This window comes from Paracoccus marinaquae, assembly GCF_018860165.1.
Classification (GTDB): Bacteria; Pseudomonadota; Alphaproteobacteria; order Rhodobacterales; family Rhodobacteraceae; genus Paracoccus; species Paracoccus marinaquae.
This window is the reverse complement of the sequence record NZ_JAHKNG010000005.1, coordinates 1-16,689: the sequence shown is the minus strand read 5'-3', so window position 1 is coordinate 16,689 and position 16,689 is coordinate 1. Positions and strand designations below refer to the sequence as shown.

The window sequence follows — 16,689 nt, the reverse complement described above, 5'->3', positions numbered from 1 at the left end:
CTCTCCCGTTGGTAGAAATCAGACAGCCATGGTGGCGCTGAGAAACTGGCGCAGCCGATCGCTCTGCGGCGCGCCGAAAACACGGTCGGGCGGACCTTCCTCGCAGATCACGCCCTGATGCAGGAAGACCACATGATCGCTGACATCATTGGCCAGGCGCATGTCATGGGTGACGATGATCATGGTGCGATGCTCGGCCGCCAGATCCTTGATGACCTTGACCACCTCCTGCTGCAATTCGGGGTCCAGCGCGCTGGTCGGCTCGTCGAAGAGCAGCGCCCGGGGCTGCATGCACAGCGCGCGGGCGATGGCCGCGCGCTGTTGCTGGCCGCCCGACAGTTGCGCCGGCCAGGCCTCGCACTTGTCGCCGATGCCCACCTTGGCCAGCAATTCGCGGGCGCGGGCCTCGACCGTCGCCCGATCCTCGCCCAGCACGGTGACCGGCGCCTCCATGACGTTTTGCAGGATCGTCATGTGGGACCACAGGTTGAACTGCTGGAACACCATCGACAGGTTGGTGCGAAAGCGCGTCACCTGCGCGCGGTCGGCGGGACGGCGCTCGAGCCCCTGCCCCGTCCAGCGCACCGCCTCGCCATCGAACAGGATTTCGCCCTGCTGGCTGTCTTCCAGCAGGTTGCAGCAGCGCAGCAGCGTCGATTTTCCCGATCCCGAGGACCCGATCAGGCTGATGACATGGCCACGCGGCGCCGTCAGAGAGACGCCCTTGATGACCTCCAGCGATCCATAGGCCTTGTGCAGGCCGCGAATCTCGATGACCGGGACCGTATCGGCGTCAGGCGTTTGGTTCGGACTGTCCATCGGCGCATTGGGCGTCAATCGTGCGGCATTTGCAACGGTCTTGTGTCGCCGTCGGGCCGATCCCGGCCCTTTCCCCAGCGTCAGGCAATCTCGATCGAATATTTCTCGATCACGGTATTGGCCAGCAATCCCTCGCACATGCGGGCCACCTCCGAGCGGGCGGCCTCGGGGTCCGTCGCGGTCAGATCCAGTTCGATCAGCTTGCCCTGACGGACGCCCGAGACCCCCTTGTGGCCCAGGCCGCCAAGCGCGTGGCGGATCGCCTCTCCCTGCGGGTCCAGAACACCGTCCTTCAACATGATGGTGACGCGGGCTTTCATCGGCTTGTCCTTCAGTTGATCGCGGTCGGTTTCAGGCTGGTCGTATTGGCCGGCATCAGGCCCAGACGGCGCGCGACCTCGGTATAGGCATCCGTCAGGCTGCCCAGATCGCGGCGGAACACGTCCTTGTCCAGCTTCTGCCCGGTCTTCAGATCCCACAGCCGGCAGCTGTCGGGGCTGATCTCGTCCGCGACGATCAGACGCATGAAGTCATTGTCCCAGATCCGGCCGACCTCGATCTTGAAGTCGATCAGCTTGATGCCGACGCCGTAAAGGACGCCCGACAGGAAATCGTTGACGCGCAGCGCCAGCGACACGATGTCGTCCAGATCCTGCTGGCTGGCCCAGCCGAAGGCGATGATATATTCCTCGCTGACCATCGGGTCGCCCAGTTCGTCGTTCTTGAAGCTGTATTCGACGATCGGGCGCGGCAGCAGCGTGCCTTCCTCCAGCCCCAGCCGCTTGGACAGCGAGCCGGCGGCGAAGTTGCGCACGATCACCTCGAGCGGGACGATCTCGACCTGGCGGATCAGCTGTTCGCGCATGTTGATGCGGCGGATGAAGTGATTGGGCACGCCGATATTGGTCAGGCCCTGCATGAAGAACTCCGACAGACGGTTGTTCAGCACGCCCTTGCCCTCGATCACCGCCTTCTTCTGGGCGTTGAACGCGGTCGCATCGTCCTTGAAATACTGGACCAGCGTGCCCGGCTCGGTGCCTTCGTAAAGGATCTTGGCCTTGCCTTCGTAGATTTTCTTGCGCCGCGGTGCCATGGGCTTGCGTCCTTTCGCCTCTGGTTGTCCCGCGCTTAGCGCAGAACCGGGTCGGGGGGCAATACAGGCTTGCGGCAGCGCCCCGCAATGGGCATATCGGGGGGAACTGCAACAGGAGGCCATGAATGACCACCTTTGACGACCGTGAACGCGCCCATGAGGCAAAATTCGCCCATGATGCCGATCTGCGCTTCAAGGCCGAGGCCCGACGCAACCGCCTGCTGGGCGAATGGGCGGCGGAACTGCTGGGCAAGACCGGCGAGGCGGCCCGCAACTATGCGATGACCGTGGTAACCTCGGATTTCGCCGAGCCGGGCGAGGAAGACGTGTTCCGCAAGCTGGCGGGGGATCTGGAAGGTCATGCCAGCGCCACGGAAATCCGGACCAGGATGGCCGAACTGCTGGTCGAGGCCCGCGCGCAGGTCATCAACGAAGGCAAGTAGGCGCACAGCCGGCATTGCCGACAAAAGGCAGGGCCACGCCTTGCCTTTTTTGCATCTGCCCGCGGTTTCGGGCAGGCGCGGCCGCAGGCGATCGGCAGGATCAGAAAGCCGCCCGGACCATGATCCGGGCGGCTTTCCGTTGCCGGGCAGGCCGATCCGTCAGAACTTGTAGACGGCGGCCAGCACCGGCCCGGACTGCCGGAACGAGAAATCGCCCCTGTCCGTCCCATGCTCGACCGCCAGATAGCGATAGCCGCCGCGCACCGCCCAATCGTCGTTGATCGCGTAATCGGCGGTCAGAAGCACCTGCCAGGTCTGGTCGTCGCTGCTGAAGCCGCCGTAATCGACGAAAACGGTTCCCTGCCAGCGCGGGGCAAGCTGCTGCTGCAGCCGCGCCCCCACCAGACCGAAGGTCCAGGACGTATCGTCCGAACGGTTGAAGGCACCGGCTGCCGTCGTCAGCGACAGGTCGCTCTGGACATCGAACCACCGCAGGCCACCGACCAGATCGGCCTTCGTCGTCCCGTTGTCATAGATGCGATAGCCGGCATAGCCATTCATGATCTGGATTGTCAGATCGGCATTTCCTGCCGTGACCCTCGGCCCCTTGACCGCCAGATCCGACCCGAGATCGTAATAAAGATAGTCCAGCACGAAGCTCCACTGACCGTTGCTGGCACCGAAGGCCCCCATGAACCCCATCTTCAGATCCGAGAGGGCATCGCTGAAGCTCAGCGTCGAATCGATTGTTCCCGCCGGCGTCGCCGCCGAGGTGTCAGTCTCGGCGGCAAAGAGGTAGATACTGACATCGAAGTCCCAGTCGCTGTCCTGAGCGAAGGCCGGCAGGGCAGCGAACGGCGCCGCCGCCAGAAGCAAGGCGCGTTGCCAACTGCAATTGATCATGTTCCCCTCATCATCTTGCGCGGCGCATCACCGCCCGGCAGGACGCATCCGAGGCGCCGGGGATCGTCGCTTCCCGTATGGAGATGCTGCACCTACGCCCGGATCACGGTCAACAACCCAATCACGCCAAGCGCCCTGCCCCGCCTTGGTTCGACAGCCGCCGGAAAGGCCCCGAATCTACCCCCGGAGATGACCTTGCGCGGCCCTCATGCCTGCGCCGCCGCCTCGGCGCGGGGATAAAGCCGCGCCATGGTCAGGCCGCGCGCCGTATTCAGCACCATCAGCGCGGCCCAAAGCCCGTGATTGCCCCAGAAAGGCGGCAGGACGACCAGCGCAAGGGCATAGAGCGCCACCGACTGCAGCATGGCGACCCGCATCTCGCGCGTCAGCGTGGCGCCGATGAAGATGCCGTCGAACATCCAGCTGGCGACCCCGATCAGCGGTGCGAAGCCCATCCAGATCAGGTATTGCCGCGCCTCGATGCGGACCTGCGGCGCGGTGGTCAGCAGATCGATGATGGCGCCCCCGAGGCCCCAGAAGACCAGCCCCAGAAGCAGCGCCCCCGCCACGCCCCATTGCGATGTCAGGATGGCGGCGCGACGCAGCCGGCCCGGCTGGCGCGCGCCGACGGCCTGCCCGACCAGGCTTTCGGCGGCGAAGGCAAACCCGTCCAGCGAGAAGGCGGTGATCGAGAGGAACTGCACCAATACCTGATTGGCCGCCAGCGTCACATCGCCCTGCGCCGCGCCCAGAAACAGGAAGGTGGTGAAGCTGGCCTGCAGCAGGACCGAGCGGATCATGATGTCGCCATTGACGCGCAGCAGGCGGTCCAGCTTGTCGCGCGCAAACAGGCTGGCCGCGCTGCGGGCCTGTGCGATCGCCGCGCGCAGGGCATGGCGGGCAAAGAACAGCCCAAGCGCCAGCCCGGCCCATTCCGCGATCAGCGTGGCCCAGGCGACCCCGGCCACGCCCAGACCGATCCCGAGGACGAACCAGACATCCAGGACCACGTTCAACCCGTTCTGAAGCAGTTGCAGGGCCAGCACGGAACGGGTCCGCTCGATCGCGATGAGCCAGCCGGTCAGGGCGTAAAGCCCGATCGTGGCCGGCGCCCCCCAGATGCGGATCGCCAGATAGTCGCGCGCCAGCGCCTCGACCTCGGCACCGGCCGGGGCGATGGCGAAAGCGGCCCGGAACAGCGGGTATTGCAGCAGGATCATCGCCAGCCCCGCCGTCCCGGCGATGGCCAGCGCGCGCAGAAGATGCGCCCCGACCTCGGCCCGGTCGCCGGCCCCGTGGCTTTGCGCGACCAGCCCCGAGGTGCCCATGCGCAGAAAGCCGAAGACCCAGTAGATCGAGGTCAGGACCACCGCCCCGATGCCGACCGCGCCGATCGGCTCGGGGCGGCCAAGTTGCCCGACCACGCCGGTATCGACCAGACCCAGCAGCGGAACCGTCGCGTTGGACAGGACGATCGGCAGGGCGATGTTCAGCACCCGCCGATGGGTCAGCGGGGCCGGAGGCGGGCTGGTCATGCCGGTCAGGATTGCGGCATCAGGAAATGGCCCGTCGCCTGCGCGATCAGCCGCGAGCGGTTGTCCTGCCATGCCTCGACCTGCACCGAGGCGTAGCGGCGTCCCGACCGGACCACCCTCGCCCGTGCATAGGCGTCGCGCGGCAGGCCGCTGCGCAGGTAGTCGACCGTGAAATCGATGGTCTTGGGCAGCCGCGGCAGGCTGTCGGGCACGGCCGCGTCCGGCGCGATGCGGCCCGATTCCAGATCCTCCCACATCACCGTCCAGGCCAGTTCGACAATGGCCGTCACCTCGAGGAAGGCTGCCGTCACCCCGCCATGCAGCGCCGGCAGCATCGGGTTGCCGATCAGCTTTTCGTCGAAGGGCAACACGGCGGTCAGTTCGTCCCCCCGGCGGTCAAAGCGGATGCCCAGCCAGGTCATGTAGGGCACACCCGAAACCAGCGCCTTCAGCGCTGAATCACGGCGCGACTTGATCCGGTCCAGCGGTTCGTTGCGATCAGTCATCGGTTGCCTACCTTTCCGCCGTGAAGGCGCCGGTCGCGGTCGCCACCGGATGCTCGCCCTCCTCGTCCAGCGCCACGGCGCGCAGGAAGGCCACGCTGCGGGTCATGTGATAGCATTCGGCCTTCGCCGTGATGCGCTGCCCGGGCGCGGCGGCGCGCATGTAGTCGATCCGCAGATCGATCGTCGCGGTGCTGCGCGGAGATGCCGGATGGGTCATCACCGCCGCCCCGCAGCAGGTATCCATCAGCGCCGAAACGACCCCGCCATGAATGACGCCGCTGCGCGGGTCGCCGACCAGATGCTCGGCCCAGGGCATGCTGATCACCGCCTTGCCCGGCCCCAGTTCATCCACCCGCATGCCCAGGGCACGGGCATGAGGAATCGCATCTATGAACTGCTGCGCGATCCGCGCGCGTTCGCTGAGCTGCTTGTCGTCCGTCTCGGAACCCATCTGCCGCCTCCCTGTAATCTGTCACCAGGCTTAGCCGCGCCGGCCCCATCCACTCAAGCCCCGCCGCAGCGGCACGCAGCTGCCGGTTGAGAAGCACGGGCGGACAGGCTAGCCTGTTGCCAAGATGCAAGCCGAAGGATCCAGCAGATGCCGGACGAGCAACTCCTCAGCTTCAAGGAAATGTGCGCGCGGTTCGAGACCACGCCCCGCACATTGCGTTACTATGAATATATCGAGCTTCTCAGCCCCAGACGCGACGGGCGCAGCCGTTTCTACAGCCCGCGCGAGATCGCCCGCATGACCCTGATCCTGCGCGGACGCCGCTTCGGCTTCTCGCTGGAAGAGATTCGGCAATGGCTGCTGCTTTACGAACAGAAGGGCAGCCGCGGCCAGTACGAGGCCTGGCTGGCCCTTGCCGACCGGCAGCTTGCCGTTCTGGACCAGCAGATGGCCGAACTGCAGGCCGCGCGCGACGACCTGAAATCGCTGCGCGACAGCAGCGAGCAGGAAATGCCGGGACTGACCGAAGACTGAATCGTCCCGCCCGTCGTTGTGACGTGGCGTCTCGCTTACGTTCGCGTCAACTTGTGCCTATATCGGTCTCGAGGATAGCGGCAAACCAAGGGAGGATCCGCGTCTCATGCCTGACGACCTGATGACAATTCGCGAGATGTGCGACGCGTTCGACGTGACCCCGCGGACGTTGCGCTTCTACGAATCACGCGAACTGATCTTTCCGGAACGCCGTGGCCAGCGCCGTCTCTACGACCGGCGCGACCGCGCGCGGCTGACCCTGATCCTGCGCGGCAAGCGCTTTGGCTTCAGTCTGGAACAGATCCGTCAGCTTCTGGAAATCTACGAACCCGGCGGCACGAATCGCGCGCAGATCGCGGCGACTCTGAAAGTCGGTCAGGAGCGTCTGGCAGATATGGAGCGGCAGCAGGCCGAACTCGGAGAGGCGATCGCGGAACTGCGCGCGCAGATCTCCGAAGCCGAGGCCCGCCTTGCCGCAATGCCCAGCAACACGCGTACAGGATGACACATGCCGATCTATAACGCCCCGACCCGCGACCTTCAGTTCGTCCTTCAGGATGTGCTCAAGCTTCCGGAAACCGGCCTTCCGGGCCATGACGAGCTGGACCGTGACTTCACCGAAGCCGTGCTTGACGCCGCAGGCAAGCTGGCCTCCGAGGTGCTGGCGCCCCTGAACATCGTCGGCGACAGCCAGGGCTGCCGGCTCGAGAATGGCGTCGTACGCACGCCCGAGGGCTTCAAGGCCGCCTTCGAGGCGATGAAGGAGGGCGGCTGGACCGCGCTGGACTGCGATCCGGACTATGGCGGTCAGGGCATGCCCTATGTGCTGGGCGCGGCCACGGGCGAGATTTTCGTCGCCGCGAACATCGCCTTCAACATGTATCAGGGCCTGACCCACGGCGCCTATTCCGCCATCCATGCCCACGGGACCGACGCACAGAAGCAGACCTATCTGCCGAAGATGGTCAGCTGCGACTGGACCGGCACGATGAACCTGACCGAGCCGCATTGCGGCACCGATCTGGGCCTGCTGCGCACGAAGGCCGAGCCGCAACAGGACGGCAGCTACCTGATCAGCGGCCAGAAGATCTTCATCTCGGCGGGCGATCACGACATGGCCGAGAACATCATCCACCTGGTCCTGGCCAAGGCGCCGGGTGGCGGCGAGGGCACCAAGGGCATCTCGTTGTTCATCGTGCCGAAATTCCTCGTCAACGAGGATGGCACGCTTGGCGAACGCAACGCCGTCTCGGTGGGCAATATCGAACACAAGATGGGCATCCACGGCAACTCGACCTGCGTCATGAACTTCGACGGCGCGAAAGGCTGGCTGCTGGGTGACCTGCACAAGGGCATGCGGGCCATGTTCACGATGATGAACGAGGCCCGTCTGGGCGTGGCCACGCAGGGCTATTCCTGCGCCGTGGCCGCCTATCAGAACGCCGCCGCCTATGCCCGGGAACGGCTGCAGGGCCGCGCCGCCACCGGCGCCGCGAACCCCTCGGGCCCGGCCGATCCGCTGATCGTGCATCCCGACATCCGCCGCTCGCTGATGGACCAGAAGTCCTTCATCGAGGGCGCCCGTGCGCTGGCGCTCTGGGGCGCGCATCTGATCGACCGCAGCCATCAAGGCGATGCCGAGGCGGATGGGCTGATCTCGCTGCTGACCCCGGTGCTGAAGGGCTTCCTGACCGACAAGGGGTTCGACTCGGCGGTTCAGGCCCAGCAGGTCTTCGGCGGCCACGGCTATATCGAAGAACACGGCATGAGCCAGTTCGTCCGCGATGCCCGCATCACCATGATCTACGAGGGCGCCAATGGCGTGCAGGCGCTGGATCTGGTCGGCCGCAAGCTGGCCGCCGACGGCGGCAGGCATGTCATGGCCTTCTTCGAGATGATCAAGACCTTCTGCCGGCAGCATGCCGACGACGCCGCGCTGGCCGCGGACTTCATCACCCCGCTCAAGGCCGCCTCGAAAGACCTGCAGTCGGCGGCGATGTTCTTCATGGAACGTGCCGCCAGGAACCCGGACGACGCCCTGTCGGGCTCTTACGACTTCATGCATCTCTTCGGCCAGGTGGCCATCGGCTACATGTGGGCACGGATGGCGGTCGCGGCGAGGCAGGCCCTCGACGCCGGCACGAGTGACGCAGCGTTCTTCGAGACCAAGCTGACCACCGGGCGCTATTACATGAAGCGGCAATTGCCGATGACCGCGACCCATCTTGTCCGCATCCAGAGCGGCGCCGAGCCGGTGATGGCGCTCAGCGCCGAAGCCTTCTGAGGTGCAGCGCCGCGCCCGACCTGCCAGGGCCGGGCGCGCGTCACCGGCAGGAGCCTCCGGCGGGGATATTTGGATGAAGAAGAAGCAGGAGGAGCGATCAGCCCCGGCCCACGCACCGCTAGCCGCATCTCGGCGCAAGCCGGGGCCTTCTCCTTCAGCGGTCATCGGCTTCCCAGCCTGTACCGCATCACCGAGACTGAATGGGAAGGGTTGAGGAAAAGTTAACCCGCCCTTCTTCTTCACGAAAATATCCCGCGGGGGTCCGGGGGCGCGAAGCCCCCGGCATCAAGGAGGAAAGATGACCGCGCAGCTCTGGTGCTTCGGCGAATCCGGCAATGCCTACAAGGCGGCACTGACAATGGAACTGGCGGGCTATGACTGGGTCGCCGTCCATGTCGATTTCTTCAACGGCGAGGCGCGCGGTACGGCGTTCCGCGCATTGAACGAGATGGGCGAGGTGCCGGTCTTTCGCGAGGGTGATCTTACGCTGACCCAATCGGCGGTGATCCAGCTGCATGTCGCGGAAAGGACCGGGCGTTTTCTGGGCCGCGACCGGAACGAGACACTGCGCTGGTTGATGTTCGACAATCACCGGCTGTCGGGTCAGGCCGGGCCGGCACGCTTCCTGATGAATTTCCTGCCTGAGGTCAGGCGCCCGCAGGGTGCCATCGACTATCTCGGGGGCCGGCTGAAGGCGACCTATCAGGTGCTGGACCGCCATCTGGCGGATCGTGCCTGGATCGCCGGTGACGACGCGACCATCGCCGATTTCGCCTGCTGCGGATATCTGTTCTACCCTGAGCCTTTCGGCTTCGCGCGCAGCGACTGGCCGCATATCGACCGCTGGCTGGACGGTATTGCCGCCCTGCCAGGCTGGAAACATCCCTATGATCTGATGCCCGGCAACCCTTCCGACCGGGCCGAGAAGGAGGACGCATGACCGACGCCTATATCTATGACGCCGCCCGCACACCGCGCGGCAAGGGCCGCCCCGATGGCAGCCTGCACGAGGTGACCTCGCTGGCGCTGTCCGCGCGGCTGCTGAACGCCGTGAAAGAGCGCAACGGGCTTCAGGGTCACGCCGTCGAGGACGTGATCTGGGGCAATGTCACCCAGGTCAAGGAACAGGGCGGCTGCCTCGCCCGCTCGGCCGTGCTGGCCTCGGATCTGGACGAGTCGATTCCGGGGCTGTCGATCAACCGCTTCTGCGCCAGCGGCATGGAGGCCGTGAACCTTGCCGCCAATCAGGTGAAGGGCGGGGCCGGTCAGGCCTATATCGCCGGCGGCGTCGAGATGATGGGCCGCGTGGCCATGGGCAGCGACGGGGCGGCGATCGCCGTCGATCCCAGCCTGGCGATGAAGACTTATTTCGTGCCCCAGGGCATCAGCGCCGACATCATCGCCACCGAATACGGATTCAGCCGTGAAGAGGCCGATGCGCTGGCGGTCGAATCCCAGAACCGTGCCGGCAGGGCGTGGGACGAAAACCGCTTCGCCAGATCCATCGTGCCGGTTCTGGACCAGAACGGGCTGATCATCCTCGACCGCGACGAATACATGCGGCCGGGTACGACGGTCGAGGATCTGGGCAAGCTGAAGGCCAGCTTCAAGGATATGGGCGAGACCATGCCCGGCTTCGACAAGGTGGCGATGCTGAAATACCCGCATCTCGACCATATCGAGCATATCCACCATGCCGGGAACAGTTCGGGCATCGTCGATGGTGCGGCGGCCGTCCTGATCGGGAACGAGGAGTTCGGCAAGGCCCATGGCCTGAAGCCGCGCGCCCGCATCCGCGCCACCGCCAAGATCGGCACCGATCCCACCATCATGCTGACCGGCCCGGTGCCGGTGACCGAGAAGATCCTTGCCGACAGCGGCATGTCGATCAGCGATATCGACCTGTTCGAGGTGAACGAGGCCTTCGCCTCGGTCGTGCTGCGCTTCATGCAGGCCTTCCAGGTCGATCCGGCAAAGGTGAACCCGAATGGCGGCTCGATCGCCATGGGTCACCCGCTGGGCGCCACCGGGGCGATCATCATCGGCACCCTGCTGGACGAGTTGGAGCGGCAGGACAAACAGGTCGGGCTTGCGACGCTGTGCATCGCGTCCGGCATGGGCGCGGCCACCATCATCGAGCGCGTCTGAGGAGGCAGGAACATGACCGATTTCACCATGAAGAAGGACGCCGACGGCGTCGCCATCGTCACCTGGGACGTGCCGGGCAAGTCGATGAACGTGCTGTCGCTGGAGGGTGCGGCCGAACTTGGCGGGCTCATCGACGAGGCGCTGGCCGATGAGGCCGTGAAGGGCATCGTCATCACCAGCGGCAAGGCGGATTTCGCCGGCGGCATGGATCTGAACGTCATCGCCGGCATGAAGCAGGGCGGCGCGCAGGGCGTGTTCGACGGCGTGATGGGGCTGCATCGCCTGCTGCGCAAGATCGAGCTGGCCGGCATGGATCCGAAGACCAGGGCCGGCGGCAAGCCCATCGCCTCTGCCCTGCCCGGAACCGCCCTCGGGATCGGGCTGGAACTGCCGCTAAGCACCCACCGCATCTTTGCCGCCGACAATCCCAGGGCCAGGATCGGCCTGCCCGAGATCATGGTCGGCATCTTCCCCGGCGCCGGCGGCACCACCCGCCTGACCCGCAAGCTGGGCGCGATGATGGCGGCACCCTTCCTGCTGGAGGGGAAGCTCTCCGATCCGAAGAAGGCCAAGGCCGCCGGGCTGATCGACGAGGTGGCCGAGGATCCGGTCGCCGCCGCGCGCGCCTGGGTGCTGAGCGCCAAGGATGCCGATCTGGTCAAGCCATGGGACGCCAAGGGCTACAAGATGCCGGGCGGCGAACCCTTCCATCCTGCCGGCTTCATGACCTTCGTGGGCGCCAGCGCCATGGTCCACGGCAAGACCATGGGCGTCTATCCGGCCGCCAAGGCGCTGCTGAGCGCGGTCTATGAGGGCGCGCTGGTGCCCTTCGATCAGGCGCTGAAGATCGAGGCGCGCTGGTTCACCAAAGTCATCATGAACCCGTCATCGGCGGCGATGATCCGCAGCCTGTTCATCAACAAGGGCGCGCTTGAGAAGGGCGCGAACCGCCCCGATGCCCCCGACCAGACGGTGAGAAAGGTCGGCATCCTCGGCGCCGGCATGATGGGCGCGGGCATCGCCTATGTCTCGGCCATGGCCGGGATCGAGGTGGTGCTGATCGACGCCAGGCAGGACGCCGCCGAGCGCGGCAAGGCCTATTCCGAGAACCTTCTCGACAAGGCGATCAGCCGCAAGAAGGCAACCGAGGAGAAGAAGGCCGAGGTGCTGGGCCGGATCACCGCCACGACCGATTATGCCGCGCTGGAAGGCTGCGACCTGATCGTCGAGGCGGTGTTCGAGGATCCGGCCGTCAAGGCCGAGGTCACCGCCAGGGCCGAGGCGGTGATCCCGCAGGACGCGATCTTCGCCACCAACACCTCGACCCTGCCGATCAGCGATCTGGCGAAGGCCAGCAAGCGCCCCGAACAGTTCATCGGCATCCATTTCTTCAGCCCGGTCGACAAGATGGCGCTGGTCGAGATCATCAAGGGCCGCGAAACCGGCCCGCGCGCCGTCGCCAAGGCGCTGGATTTCGTCCGCCAGATCCGCAAGACGCCGATCGTGGTGAACGATGCGCGCTTCTTCTATGCCAACCGCTGCATCATCCCCTATATCAACGAGGGCGTGCGGATGGTGGCCGAGGGCGTGAACCCGGTGCTGATCGAGAACGCCGCCAAGCTGATGGGCATGCCGCTGGGCCCGCTGCAGCTGGTGGACGAGACCTCGATCGATCTGGGCGTGAAGATCGCCAAGGCGACGCGGGCGGCGATGGGCGATGCCTATCCCGACGATGCGGTGGACGAGGTGCTGTTCTGGCTGGCCGATCAGGGCCGTCTGGGCCGCAAGTCGAATGCCGGCTTCTATGCCTATGACGAGGCCGGCAAGCGGCAGGCGCTGTGGGAGGGGCTGGACGCGAAATACCCGCGCGCCGGGGAACAGCCCGACCTGCACGAGGTCCAGCACCGGCTGATGTTTGCCCAGACCCTGGAAGCCGTGCGCGCGCTGGAAGAGGGCGTGCTGGAGGATATCCGCGAAGGCGATGTCGGCGCGATCCTCGGCTGGGGCTTCGCGCCCTGGTCGGGCGGGCCGTTCAGCTGGCTGGATATGCTGGGCGCCGCCCGTGCGGCCCGGATCTGCGACGACCTGACCGCCCGGCATGGCGCGCGTTTCGCGACCCCCGCCCTGCTGCGCGAGATGGCCGCCCGGGGCGACAGCTTCTATGACCGTTTCGGCGCGAAACGGCAGGCTGCCTGACACCGGCGGGCCAACAGCGTCTGCATGAACCAAGGGCCGTTGCGGCTCTGCAAGGGGGGCGGAACTTTCGCCCCCCTGTCTTGTTGCACGAGGCGCGAATCAGCATATGCTGCGGTGCAACAGACCGCCGCCCCCCTGCCGCCCGGCCATGAGACGAGGACGACTGAGATGACCGACGAGACCCGCCGCCGCGCCGAAGCTGCGCTGAAGGATATCGAGGAGATGACATCGGTCGTCCTGCCCGAACCCGGACAGGGGCCGGTCGCGCTTGAACAGGCCGATACGGCCACCAGCGCCGAAATCCGCCGCCGCATGGATGAGATCGATCTGGGCGACAGCGGCTCGATCGTCCGTTTCGGCACCCGCGCGCAGGCCGGATTGCAGGAAATCAGCCAGAAGATGCTGGCCGATGTGAAGAACAAGGATGTCGGCCCGGCGGGCGAAAGCCTGCGCGAGATCGTCACCACCATCCGCGGCTTTTCCAGCTCGGAACTCGACATGCGGCGCGATCGCAGCTGGTGGGAAAAGCTGATCGGCCGCAGCGCCCCCTTCGCCAAATTCGTCGCCAATTACGAACAGGTGCAGACCCAGATCGACCGGGTGACCTCGGATCTGGAAGGGCATGAGCAGCGGCTGCTGAAGGATATCAAGGCGCTGGACCTGCTCTATGAGCGCACCCTGGCCTTCTATGACGAACTGGCGCTGTATATCGCGGCAGGTGACGCCAAGCTGACGGAACTCGACAGCGAGGTGATCCCCGCCCGGCAGGCCGCCATCGACGCCGCCGCCGATCCCGATCAGGTGATGGAGGCGCAGGGGCTGCGCGACATGCGCGCCGCCCGCGACGATCTGGAACGCCGGGTCCACGATCTGAAACTGACCCGGCAGGTGACGATGCAGTCCCTGCCCTCGATCCGGCTGGTGCAGGAAAACGACAAGTCGCTGGTCACCAAGATCAACTCGACGCTGGTGAACACCGTGCCGCTGTGGGAAACGCAGCTGGCGCAGGCCGTGACCATCCAGCGCAGCGCCGAGGCGGCCGCCGCCGTGAAGGAGGCCGGCGATCTGACCAATGACCTGCTGACCCGCAATGCCGAGAACCTGCGCCAGGCCAATGCCCAGATCCGCACCCAGACCGAGCGCGGGGTCTTCGACATCGAGGCGGTGCGTACCGCCAATGCCGAACTGATCGCCACCATCGAAGACAGCCTGCGCATCGCCGATGAGGGCCGCGCCCGTCGCGCCGCTGCCGAGGACGATCTGACCCGGATGGAAACCGGGCTGCGCGACGCGCTGGCCTCGGCCAGCGCCGGGCGTCCGGCGGCGGCACAACCGGACGCGACGGCCCGGTGATGCCGGCGGCGGCTCTCCATCCCGCAGGGCTGGGCCTGATCCTGCTGCTTGCGGCCTGCACCGCCAGACCGACGGTGGCCCCCGTGCCGCCTGTGCCCCGCCCGGAACAGCCTCCTGCCGAGGCCCAGGGCCCCAGCCAGGCCGACATTCGTCACGCCCGGGCCGAACGCAACCGGGCGCTGAATGAGACTGCCGCCAGCGCCCAGGCGGCCGGCAGCGGCCCCGACGAGATGCAGCGCGCCTATTACCGCTCGATCGAGGGCAGGCTGCTGGCCGAGGGCCGCATGCGCCGCGATCGGGTCCCGATGGATGCACCGATCGACGCCGACAGCCTGGTGCGCGACTTTGTCCAGATCGCGCTGCGCGACGAATACAGCCGCAGCGGCGACGAACTGATCCCCGACGCCCGCAGCGCGCCGCTTCGACGCTGGCAGGCGCCGGTCCGGCTGCAGCTGGAATTCGGCGCCTCGGCCGACAGCGCCCTGCGCCGCGCCTATCATGGCGAGATCGCGGATTTCGCCGTGCAGATGCAGAAGGCAAGCGGCCATCCCGTCACGCTGACCGGGTCGGGCGGCAACTTCTTCGTGCTGGTCCTGACCGAGGACGAAAGACAGACCATCGGCCCGCGCCTGCAGCAACTGGTTCCGGGCCTTCCGGCGCAGGACATCTCGGCGCTGAGCCAGCTGGACCGCGACAATCTCTGCTCGGTCTTTGCCTATTCACAGGGCAGTTCGGCGGCCTATGTCCGGGCCATCGCCCTGCTGCGGGCCGAACTGCCGACCCGGCTGCGCAGTTCCTGCATCCATGAAGAACTGGCACAGGGCATGGGTCTTGCCAATGACAGCCCCGCCGCCCGCCCCTCGGTCTTCAACGATGACGAGGAATTCGCCCTGCTGACCCTGCATGACGAACTGCTGCTGAAGATCCTCTACGATCCGCGGCTGCGCCCGGGCATGACCGAGTCCGAGGCGGTCCCGATCGTGCGCAGGATCGCCGGAGAACTGCTTTCGCAGGGCAGCTGACCCGGGAACGGCGGCGCGCGCCCCGACGGACCCGTTTGCCAGCGCCGCCCTGCCGTGCCAATCTCGCCCGCGACTGCCCGGCGCGACCGCGCCCGGGCCGGCTGACGCAGGAGGTCACGATGAGCATCCGCTATTTGCACACGATGGTCCGGGTGAAGGATCTGGACGAAACGATGGCGTTCTTCCGCCTTCTCGGCCTCGAGGAAACCCGCCGCATCGACAATGACAAGGGCCGTTTCACGCTGGTCTTCATGGCCCCGCCGGGCCAGCCGGAATGCCCGGTCGAACTGACCCACAACTGGGACGGCGACGACGGGCTGCCCGCCGACAGCCGCCATTTCGGCCATCTCGCCTATCGGGTCGGCAATATCTACGAGACCTGCCAGAAGCTGATGGATGCCGGCGTGACGATCAACCGGCCGCCCCGCGACGGCCATATGGCCTTCGTGCGCAGTCCCGACAACATCTCGATCGAAATCCTGCAGGAGGGCGACCACCTGCCGCCCCAGGAACCCTGGGCCGGCATGGGCAATACCGGGCATTGGTAATGCTGCCGGCGCCGACCGCCGAAGCCGGGCAGGGCCTGCGGGCCGGCCGGCTTCGGGGATTGGCGGATGTCAGTAGATATAGCGGATCTGCTCGGACCAGAAACGTTCGATCCGGCGGTTCTGCATGTTGACCTGATCCAGCGGCGGATCGTCCAGAACCCCCGACATGGCCAGCCCCGCCGCGTGGCGCAGGAAGAGGCCATGCACCAGCAGCCGCACCTCCTGCCCGGCATCGGTCAGCCGCACCCGGACCGAGCGGCGATCCATGTCGCACCGCTCGTGATGGACATATCCCATCGCGACCAGCTTCTTCAGGTTGTAGCTGACATTCGATCCCTGATACATGCCGCGCGACCGCAGCTCGCCCGCAGTCACTTCGGCCTCGCCCAGATTATAGATGATCAGCGCCTGCACCGGCGTCAGGTCGTTGCGGCTCAACCGCTCGAATTCGTCCTTCACCAGATCCTGCATCAGCCGGTGCATCCGCTCCAGAAGCTGCAGCGATTCCAGATAGGCCTCGGTCGTATCGGCGGCAGAATCGTCCAGTGCGGGAAGGTCGTGCTTATGGTGTTCGAACTGTGACATGTGACTCAGCATGGCAGTTTCCGGTCCTGTACGTATCTCGTCACCGGTCACCTTGCCCGAAAAACACGAATCTTCGGTTAATGCGGACAGAACGCCTCCACGACCCCGTCCGGCCCCGTTTCTAGGGCCTGTTGACGTTCATGATTGAACGAAGCCGCTGACGCGGGAGAGGTGTCTGTGTTGGCGGGAATGGCCCCCTGATGGGAAGGTTTGGTTGCTGAAGACCAACCTTTCATCAGGAGACCCTCCCATGGCTGATGCCACATCAG

At 66.0% G+C, this 16,689-nt stretch carries 18 protein-coding genes; 10 read left to right on the top strand and 8 right to left on the bottom strand.

Annotated elements, in window-relative coordinates; all coding sequences use genetic code 11:
• Positions 1-18: 18 nt before the first annotated feature.
• From KNW02_RS04560 to purC, 3 genes are all read right to left on the bottom strand, one after another.
• The gene (locus tag KNW02_RS04560; RefSeq protein WP_216032093.1) at positions 19-819 is read right to left on the bottom strand and encodes an ABC transporter ATP-binding protein; all 801 of its coding nucleotides are present in this window, start codon (positions 817-819) and stop codon (positions 19-21) included.
• An 80-nt stretch (positions 820-899) separates the two neighbouring features.
• Positions 900-1,139: a phosphoribosylformylglycinamidine synthase subunit PurS gene (gene purS, locus KNW02_RS04555; protein ID WP_216032092.1), complete on the bottom strand. Its 240-nt coding sequence runs from the start codon at positions 1,137-1,139 to the stop codon at positions 900-902.
• 11 nt (positions 1,140-1,150) lie between these two features.
• A complete protein-coding gene (gene purC, locus KNW02_RS04550) occupies positions 1,151-1,912 on the bottom strand; it encodes a phosphoribosylaminoimidazolesuccinocarboxamide synthase (RefSeq protein ID WP_216032091.1) in 762 nt (253 codons plus the stop codon).
• Between the two features lie 125 nt (positions 1,913-2,037).
• Here purC and KNW02_RS04545 point away from each other — a divergent pair, with 125 nt between their 5' ends.
• Positions 2,038-2,355: a DUF1476 domain-containing protein gene (locus KNW02_RS04545; protein ID WP_216032090.1), complete on the top strand. Its 318-nt coding sequence runs from the start codon at positions 2,038-2,040 to the stop codon at positions 2,353-2,355.
• Positions 2,356-2,514: 159 nt separating this feature from the next.
• Here the strand turns inward: KNW02_RS04545 and KNW02_RS04540 are convergent, their stop codons facing one another.
• The 4 genes from KNW02_RS04540 to KNW02_RS04525 form a co-directional block, all read right to left on the bottom strand.
• Positions 2,515-3,258 (bottom strand): porin family protein, encoded by a 744-nt coding sequence (locus tag KNW02_RS04540; RefSeq protein ID WP_252733448.1) that lies wholly within the window; start codon positions 3,256-3,258, stop codon positions 2,515-2,517.
• 206 nt (positions 3,259-3,464) lie between these two features.
• Complete coding sequence (locus KNW02_RS04535; protein ID WP_216032089.1) at positions 3,465-4,793, bottom strand: MATE family efflux transporter; 1,329 nt, start codon at positions 4,791-4,793, stop codon at positions 3,465-3,467.
• Positions 4,794-4,798: 5 nt separating this feature from the next.
• Positions 4,799-5,299 carry a PaaI family thioesterase gene (locus KNW02_RS04530; protein ID WP_216032088.1) on the bottom strand — a complete coding sequence of 167 codons (501 nt, stop codon included), beginning with the start codon at positions 5,297-5,299 and terminating at the stop codon, positions 4,799-4,801.
• A 7-nt stretch (positions 5,300-5,306) separates the two neighbouring features.
• Positions 5,307-5,750 (bottom strand): PaaI family thioesterase, encoded by a 444-nt coding sequence (locus KNW02_RS04525; protein ID WP_216032087.1) that lies wholly within the window; start codon positions 5,748-5,750, stop codon positions 5,307-5,309.
• A gap of 147 nt (positions 5,751-5,897) precedes the next feature.
• Here KNW02_RS04525 and KNW02_RS04520 point away from each other — a divergent pair, with 147 nt between their 5' ends.
• The 9 genes from KNW02_RS04520 (at position 5,898) to KNW02_RS04480 (ending at position 15,835) form a co-directional block, all read left to right on the top strand.
• Positions 5,898-6,284, top strand: coding sequence for a MerR family transcriptional regulator (locus KNW02_RS04520; RefSeq protein WP_216032086.1), 387 nt, complete (start codon positions 5,898-5,900; stop codon positions 6,282-6,284).
• A 106-nt stretch (positions 6,285-6,390) separates the two neighbouring features.
• The gene (locus KNW02_RS04515) at positions 6,391-6,789 is read left to right on the top strand and encodes a MerR family transcriptional regulator (RefSeq protein WP_216032085.1); all 399 of its coding nucleotides are present in this window, start codon (positions 6,391-6,393) and stop codon (positions 6,787-6,789) included.
• 3 nt (positions 6,790-6,792) lie between these two features.
• Complete coding sequence (locus KNW02_RS04510) at positions 6,793-8,568, top strand: acyl-CoA dehydrogenase C-terminal domain-containing protein (protein WP_216032084.1); 1,776 nt, start codon at positions 6,793-6,795, stop codon at positions 8,566-8,568.
• 298 nt (positions 8,569-8,866) lie between these two features.
• Positions 8,867-9,508, top strand: coding sequence for a glutathione S-transferase family protein (locus tag KNW02_RS04505; protein ID WP_216032083.1), 642 nt, complete (start codon positions 8,867-8,869; stop codon positions 9,506-9,508).
• Complete coding sequence (locus tag KNW02_RS04500; RefSeq protein ID WP_216032082.1) at positions 9,505-10,716, top strand: acetyl-CoA C-acetyltransferase; 1,212 nt, start codon at positions 9,505-9,507, stop codon at positions 10,714-10,716. Before KNW02_RS04505 ends, KNW02_RS04500 begins: the two co-directional genes overlap by 4 nt.
• 12 nt (positions 10,717-10,728) lie before the next feature.
• Positions 10,729-12,912, top strand: coding sequence for a 3-hydroxyacyl-CoA dehydrogenase NAD-binding domain-containing protein (locus KNW02_RS04495; protein WP_216032081.1), 2,184 nt, complete (start codon positions 10,729-10,731; stop codon positions 12,910-12,912).
• 168 nt (positions 12,913-13,080) lie between these two features.
• Positions 13,081-14,265 (top strand): toxic anion resistance protein, encoded by a 1,185-nt coding sequence (locus KNW02_RS04490; RefSeq protein ID WP_216032080.1) that lies wholly within the window; start codon positions 13,081-13,083, stop codon positions 14,263-14,265.
• Positions 14,265-15,287, top strand: coding sequence for a DUF2927 domain-containing protein (locus tag KNW02_RS04485; RefSeq protein WP_216032079.1), 1,023 nt, complete (start codon positions 14,265-14,267; stop codon positions 15,285-15,287). The genes KNW02_RS04490 and KNW02_RS04485 overlap by 1 nt, the downstream gene beginning before the upstream one ends.
• A 119-nt stretch (positions 15,288-15,406) precedes the next feature.
• Complete coding sequence (locus tag KNW02_RS04480) at positions 15,407-15,835, top strand: VOC family protein (RefSeq protein WP_216032078.1); 429 nt, start codon at positions 15,407-15,409, stop codon at positions 15,833-15,835.
• Positions 15,836-15,904: 69 nt separating this feature from the next.
• On the opposite strand, the gene KNW02_RS04475 is transcribed toward KNW02_RS04480, so the two are convergent.
• Positions 15,905-16,420, bottom strand: a complete 516-nt coding sequence (locus KNW02_RS04475) for a MarR family winged helix-turn-helix transcriptional regulator (protein WP_216032077.1) — start codon at positions 16,418-16,420, stop codon at positions 15,905-15,907.
• Positions 16,421-16,689: the final 269 nt, after the last annotated feature.

Bases quoted from the DNA above. Each gene is read 5' to 3' on its own strand.
- KNW02_RS04560 (WP_216032093.1), bottom strand. From the start codon at position 819: ATGGACAGTCCGAACCAAACGCCTGACGCCGATACGGTCCCGGTCATC.
- purS (WP_216032092.1), bottom strand. From the start codon at position 1,139: ATGAAAGCCCGCGTCACCATCATGTTGAAGGACGGTGTTCTGGACCCG.
- purC (WP_216032091.1), bottom strand. From the start codon at position 1,912: ATGGCACCGCGGCGCAAGAAAATCTACGAAGGCAAGGCCAAGATCCTT.
- KNW02_RS04545 (WP_216032090.1), top strand. From the start codon at position 2,038: ATGACCACCTTTGACGACCGTGAACGCGCCCATGAGGCAAAATTCGCC.
- KNW02_RS04540 (WP_252733448.1), bottom strand. From the start codon at position 3,258: ATGATCAATTGCAGTTGGCAACGCGCCTTGCTTCTGGCGGCGGCGCCG.
- KNW02_RS04535 (WP_216032089.1), bottom strand. From the start codon at position 4,793: ATGACCAGCCCGCCTCCGGCCCCGCTGACCCATCGGCGGGTGCTGAAC.
- KNW02_RS04530 (WP_216032088.1), bottom strand. From the start codon at position 5,299: ATGACTGATCGCAACGAACCGCTGGACCGGATCAAGTCGCGCCGTGAT.
- KNW02_RS04525 (WP_216032087.1), bottom strand. From the start codon at position 5,750: ATGGGTTCCGAGACGGACGACAAGCAGCTCAGCGAACGCGCGCGGATC.
- KNW02_RS04520 (WP_216032086.1), top strand. From the start codon at position 5,898: ATGCCGGACGAGCAACTCCTCAGCTTCAAGGAAATGTGCGCGCGGTTC.
- KNW02_RS04515 (WP_216032085.1), top strand. From the start codon at position 6,391: ATGCCTGACGACCTGATGACAATTCGCGAGATGTGCGACGCGTTCGAC.
- KNW02_RS04510 (WP_216032084.1), top strand. From the start codon at position 6,793: ATGCCGATCTATAACGCCCCGACCCGCGACCTTCAGTTCGTCCTTCAG.
- KNW02_RS04505 (WP_216032083.1), top strand. From the start codon at position 8,867: ATGACCGCGCAGCTCTGGTGCTTCGGCGAATCCGGCAATGCCTACAAG.
- KNW02_RS04500 (WP_216032082.1), top strand. From the start codon at position 9,505: ATGACCGACGCCTATATCTATGACGCCGCCCGCACACCGCGCGGCAAG.
- KNW02_RS04495 (WP_216032081.1), top strand. From the start codon at position 10,729: ATGACCGATTTCACCATGAAGAAGGACGCCGACGGCGTCGCCATCGTC.
- KNW02_RS04490 (WP_216032080.1), top strand. From the start codon at position 13,081: ATGACCGACGAGACCCGCCGCCGCGCCGAAGCTGCGCTGAAGGATATC.
- KNW02_RS04485 (WP_216032079.1), top strand. From the start codon at position 14,265: ATGCCGGCGGCGGCTCTCCATCCCGCAGGGCTGGGCCTGATCCTGCTG.
- KNW02_RS04480 (WP_216032078.1), top strand. From the start codon at position 15,407: ATGAGCATCCGCTATTTGCACACGATGGTCCGGGTGAAGGATCTGGAC.
- KNW02_RS04475 (WP_216032077.1), bottom strand. From the start codon at position 16,420: ATGTCACAGTTCGAACACCATAAGCACGACCTTCCCGCACTGGACGAT.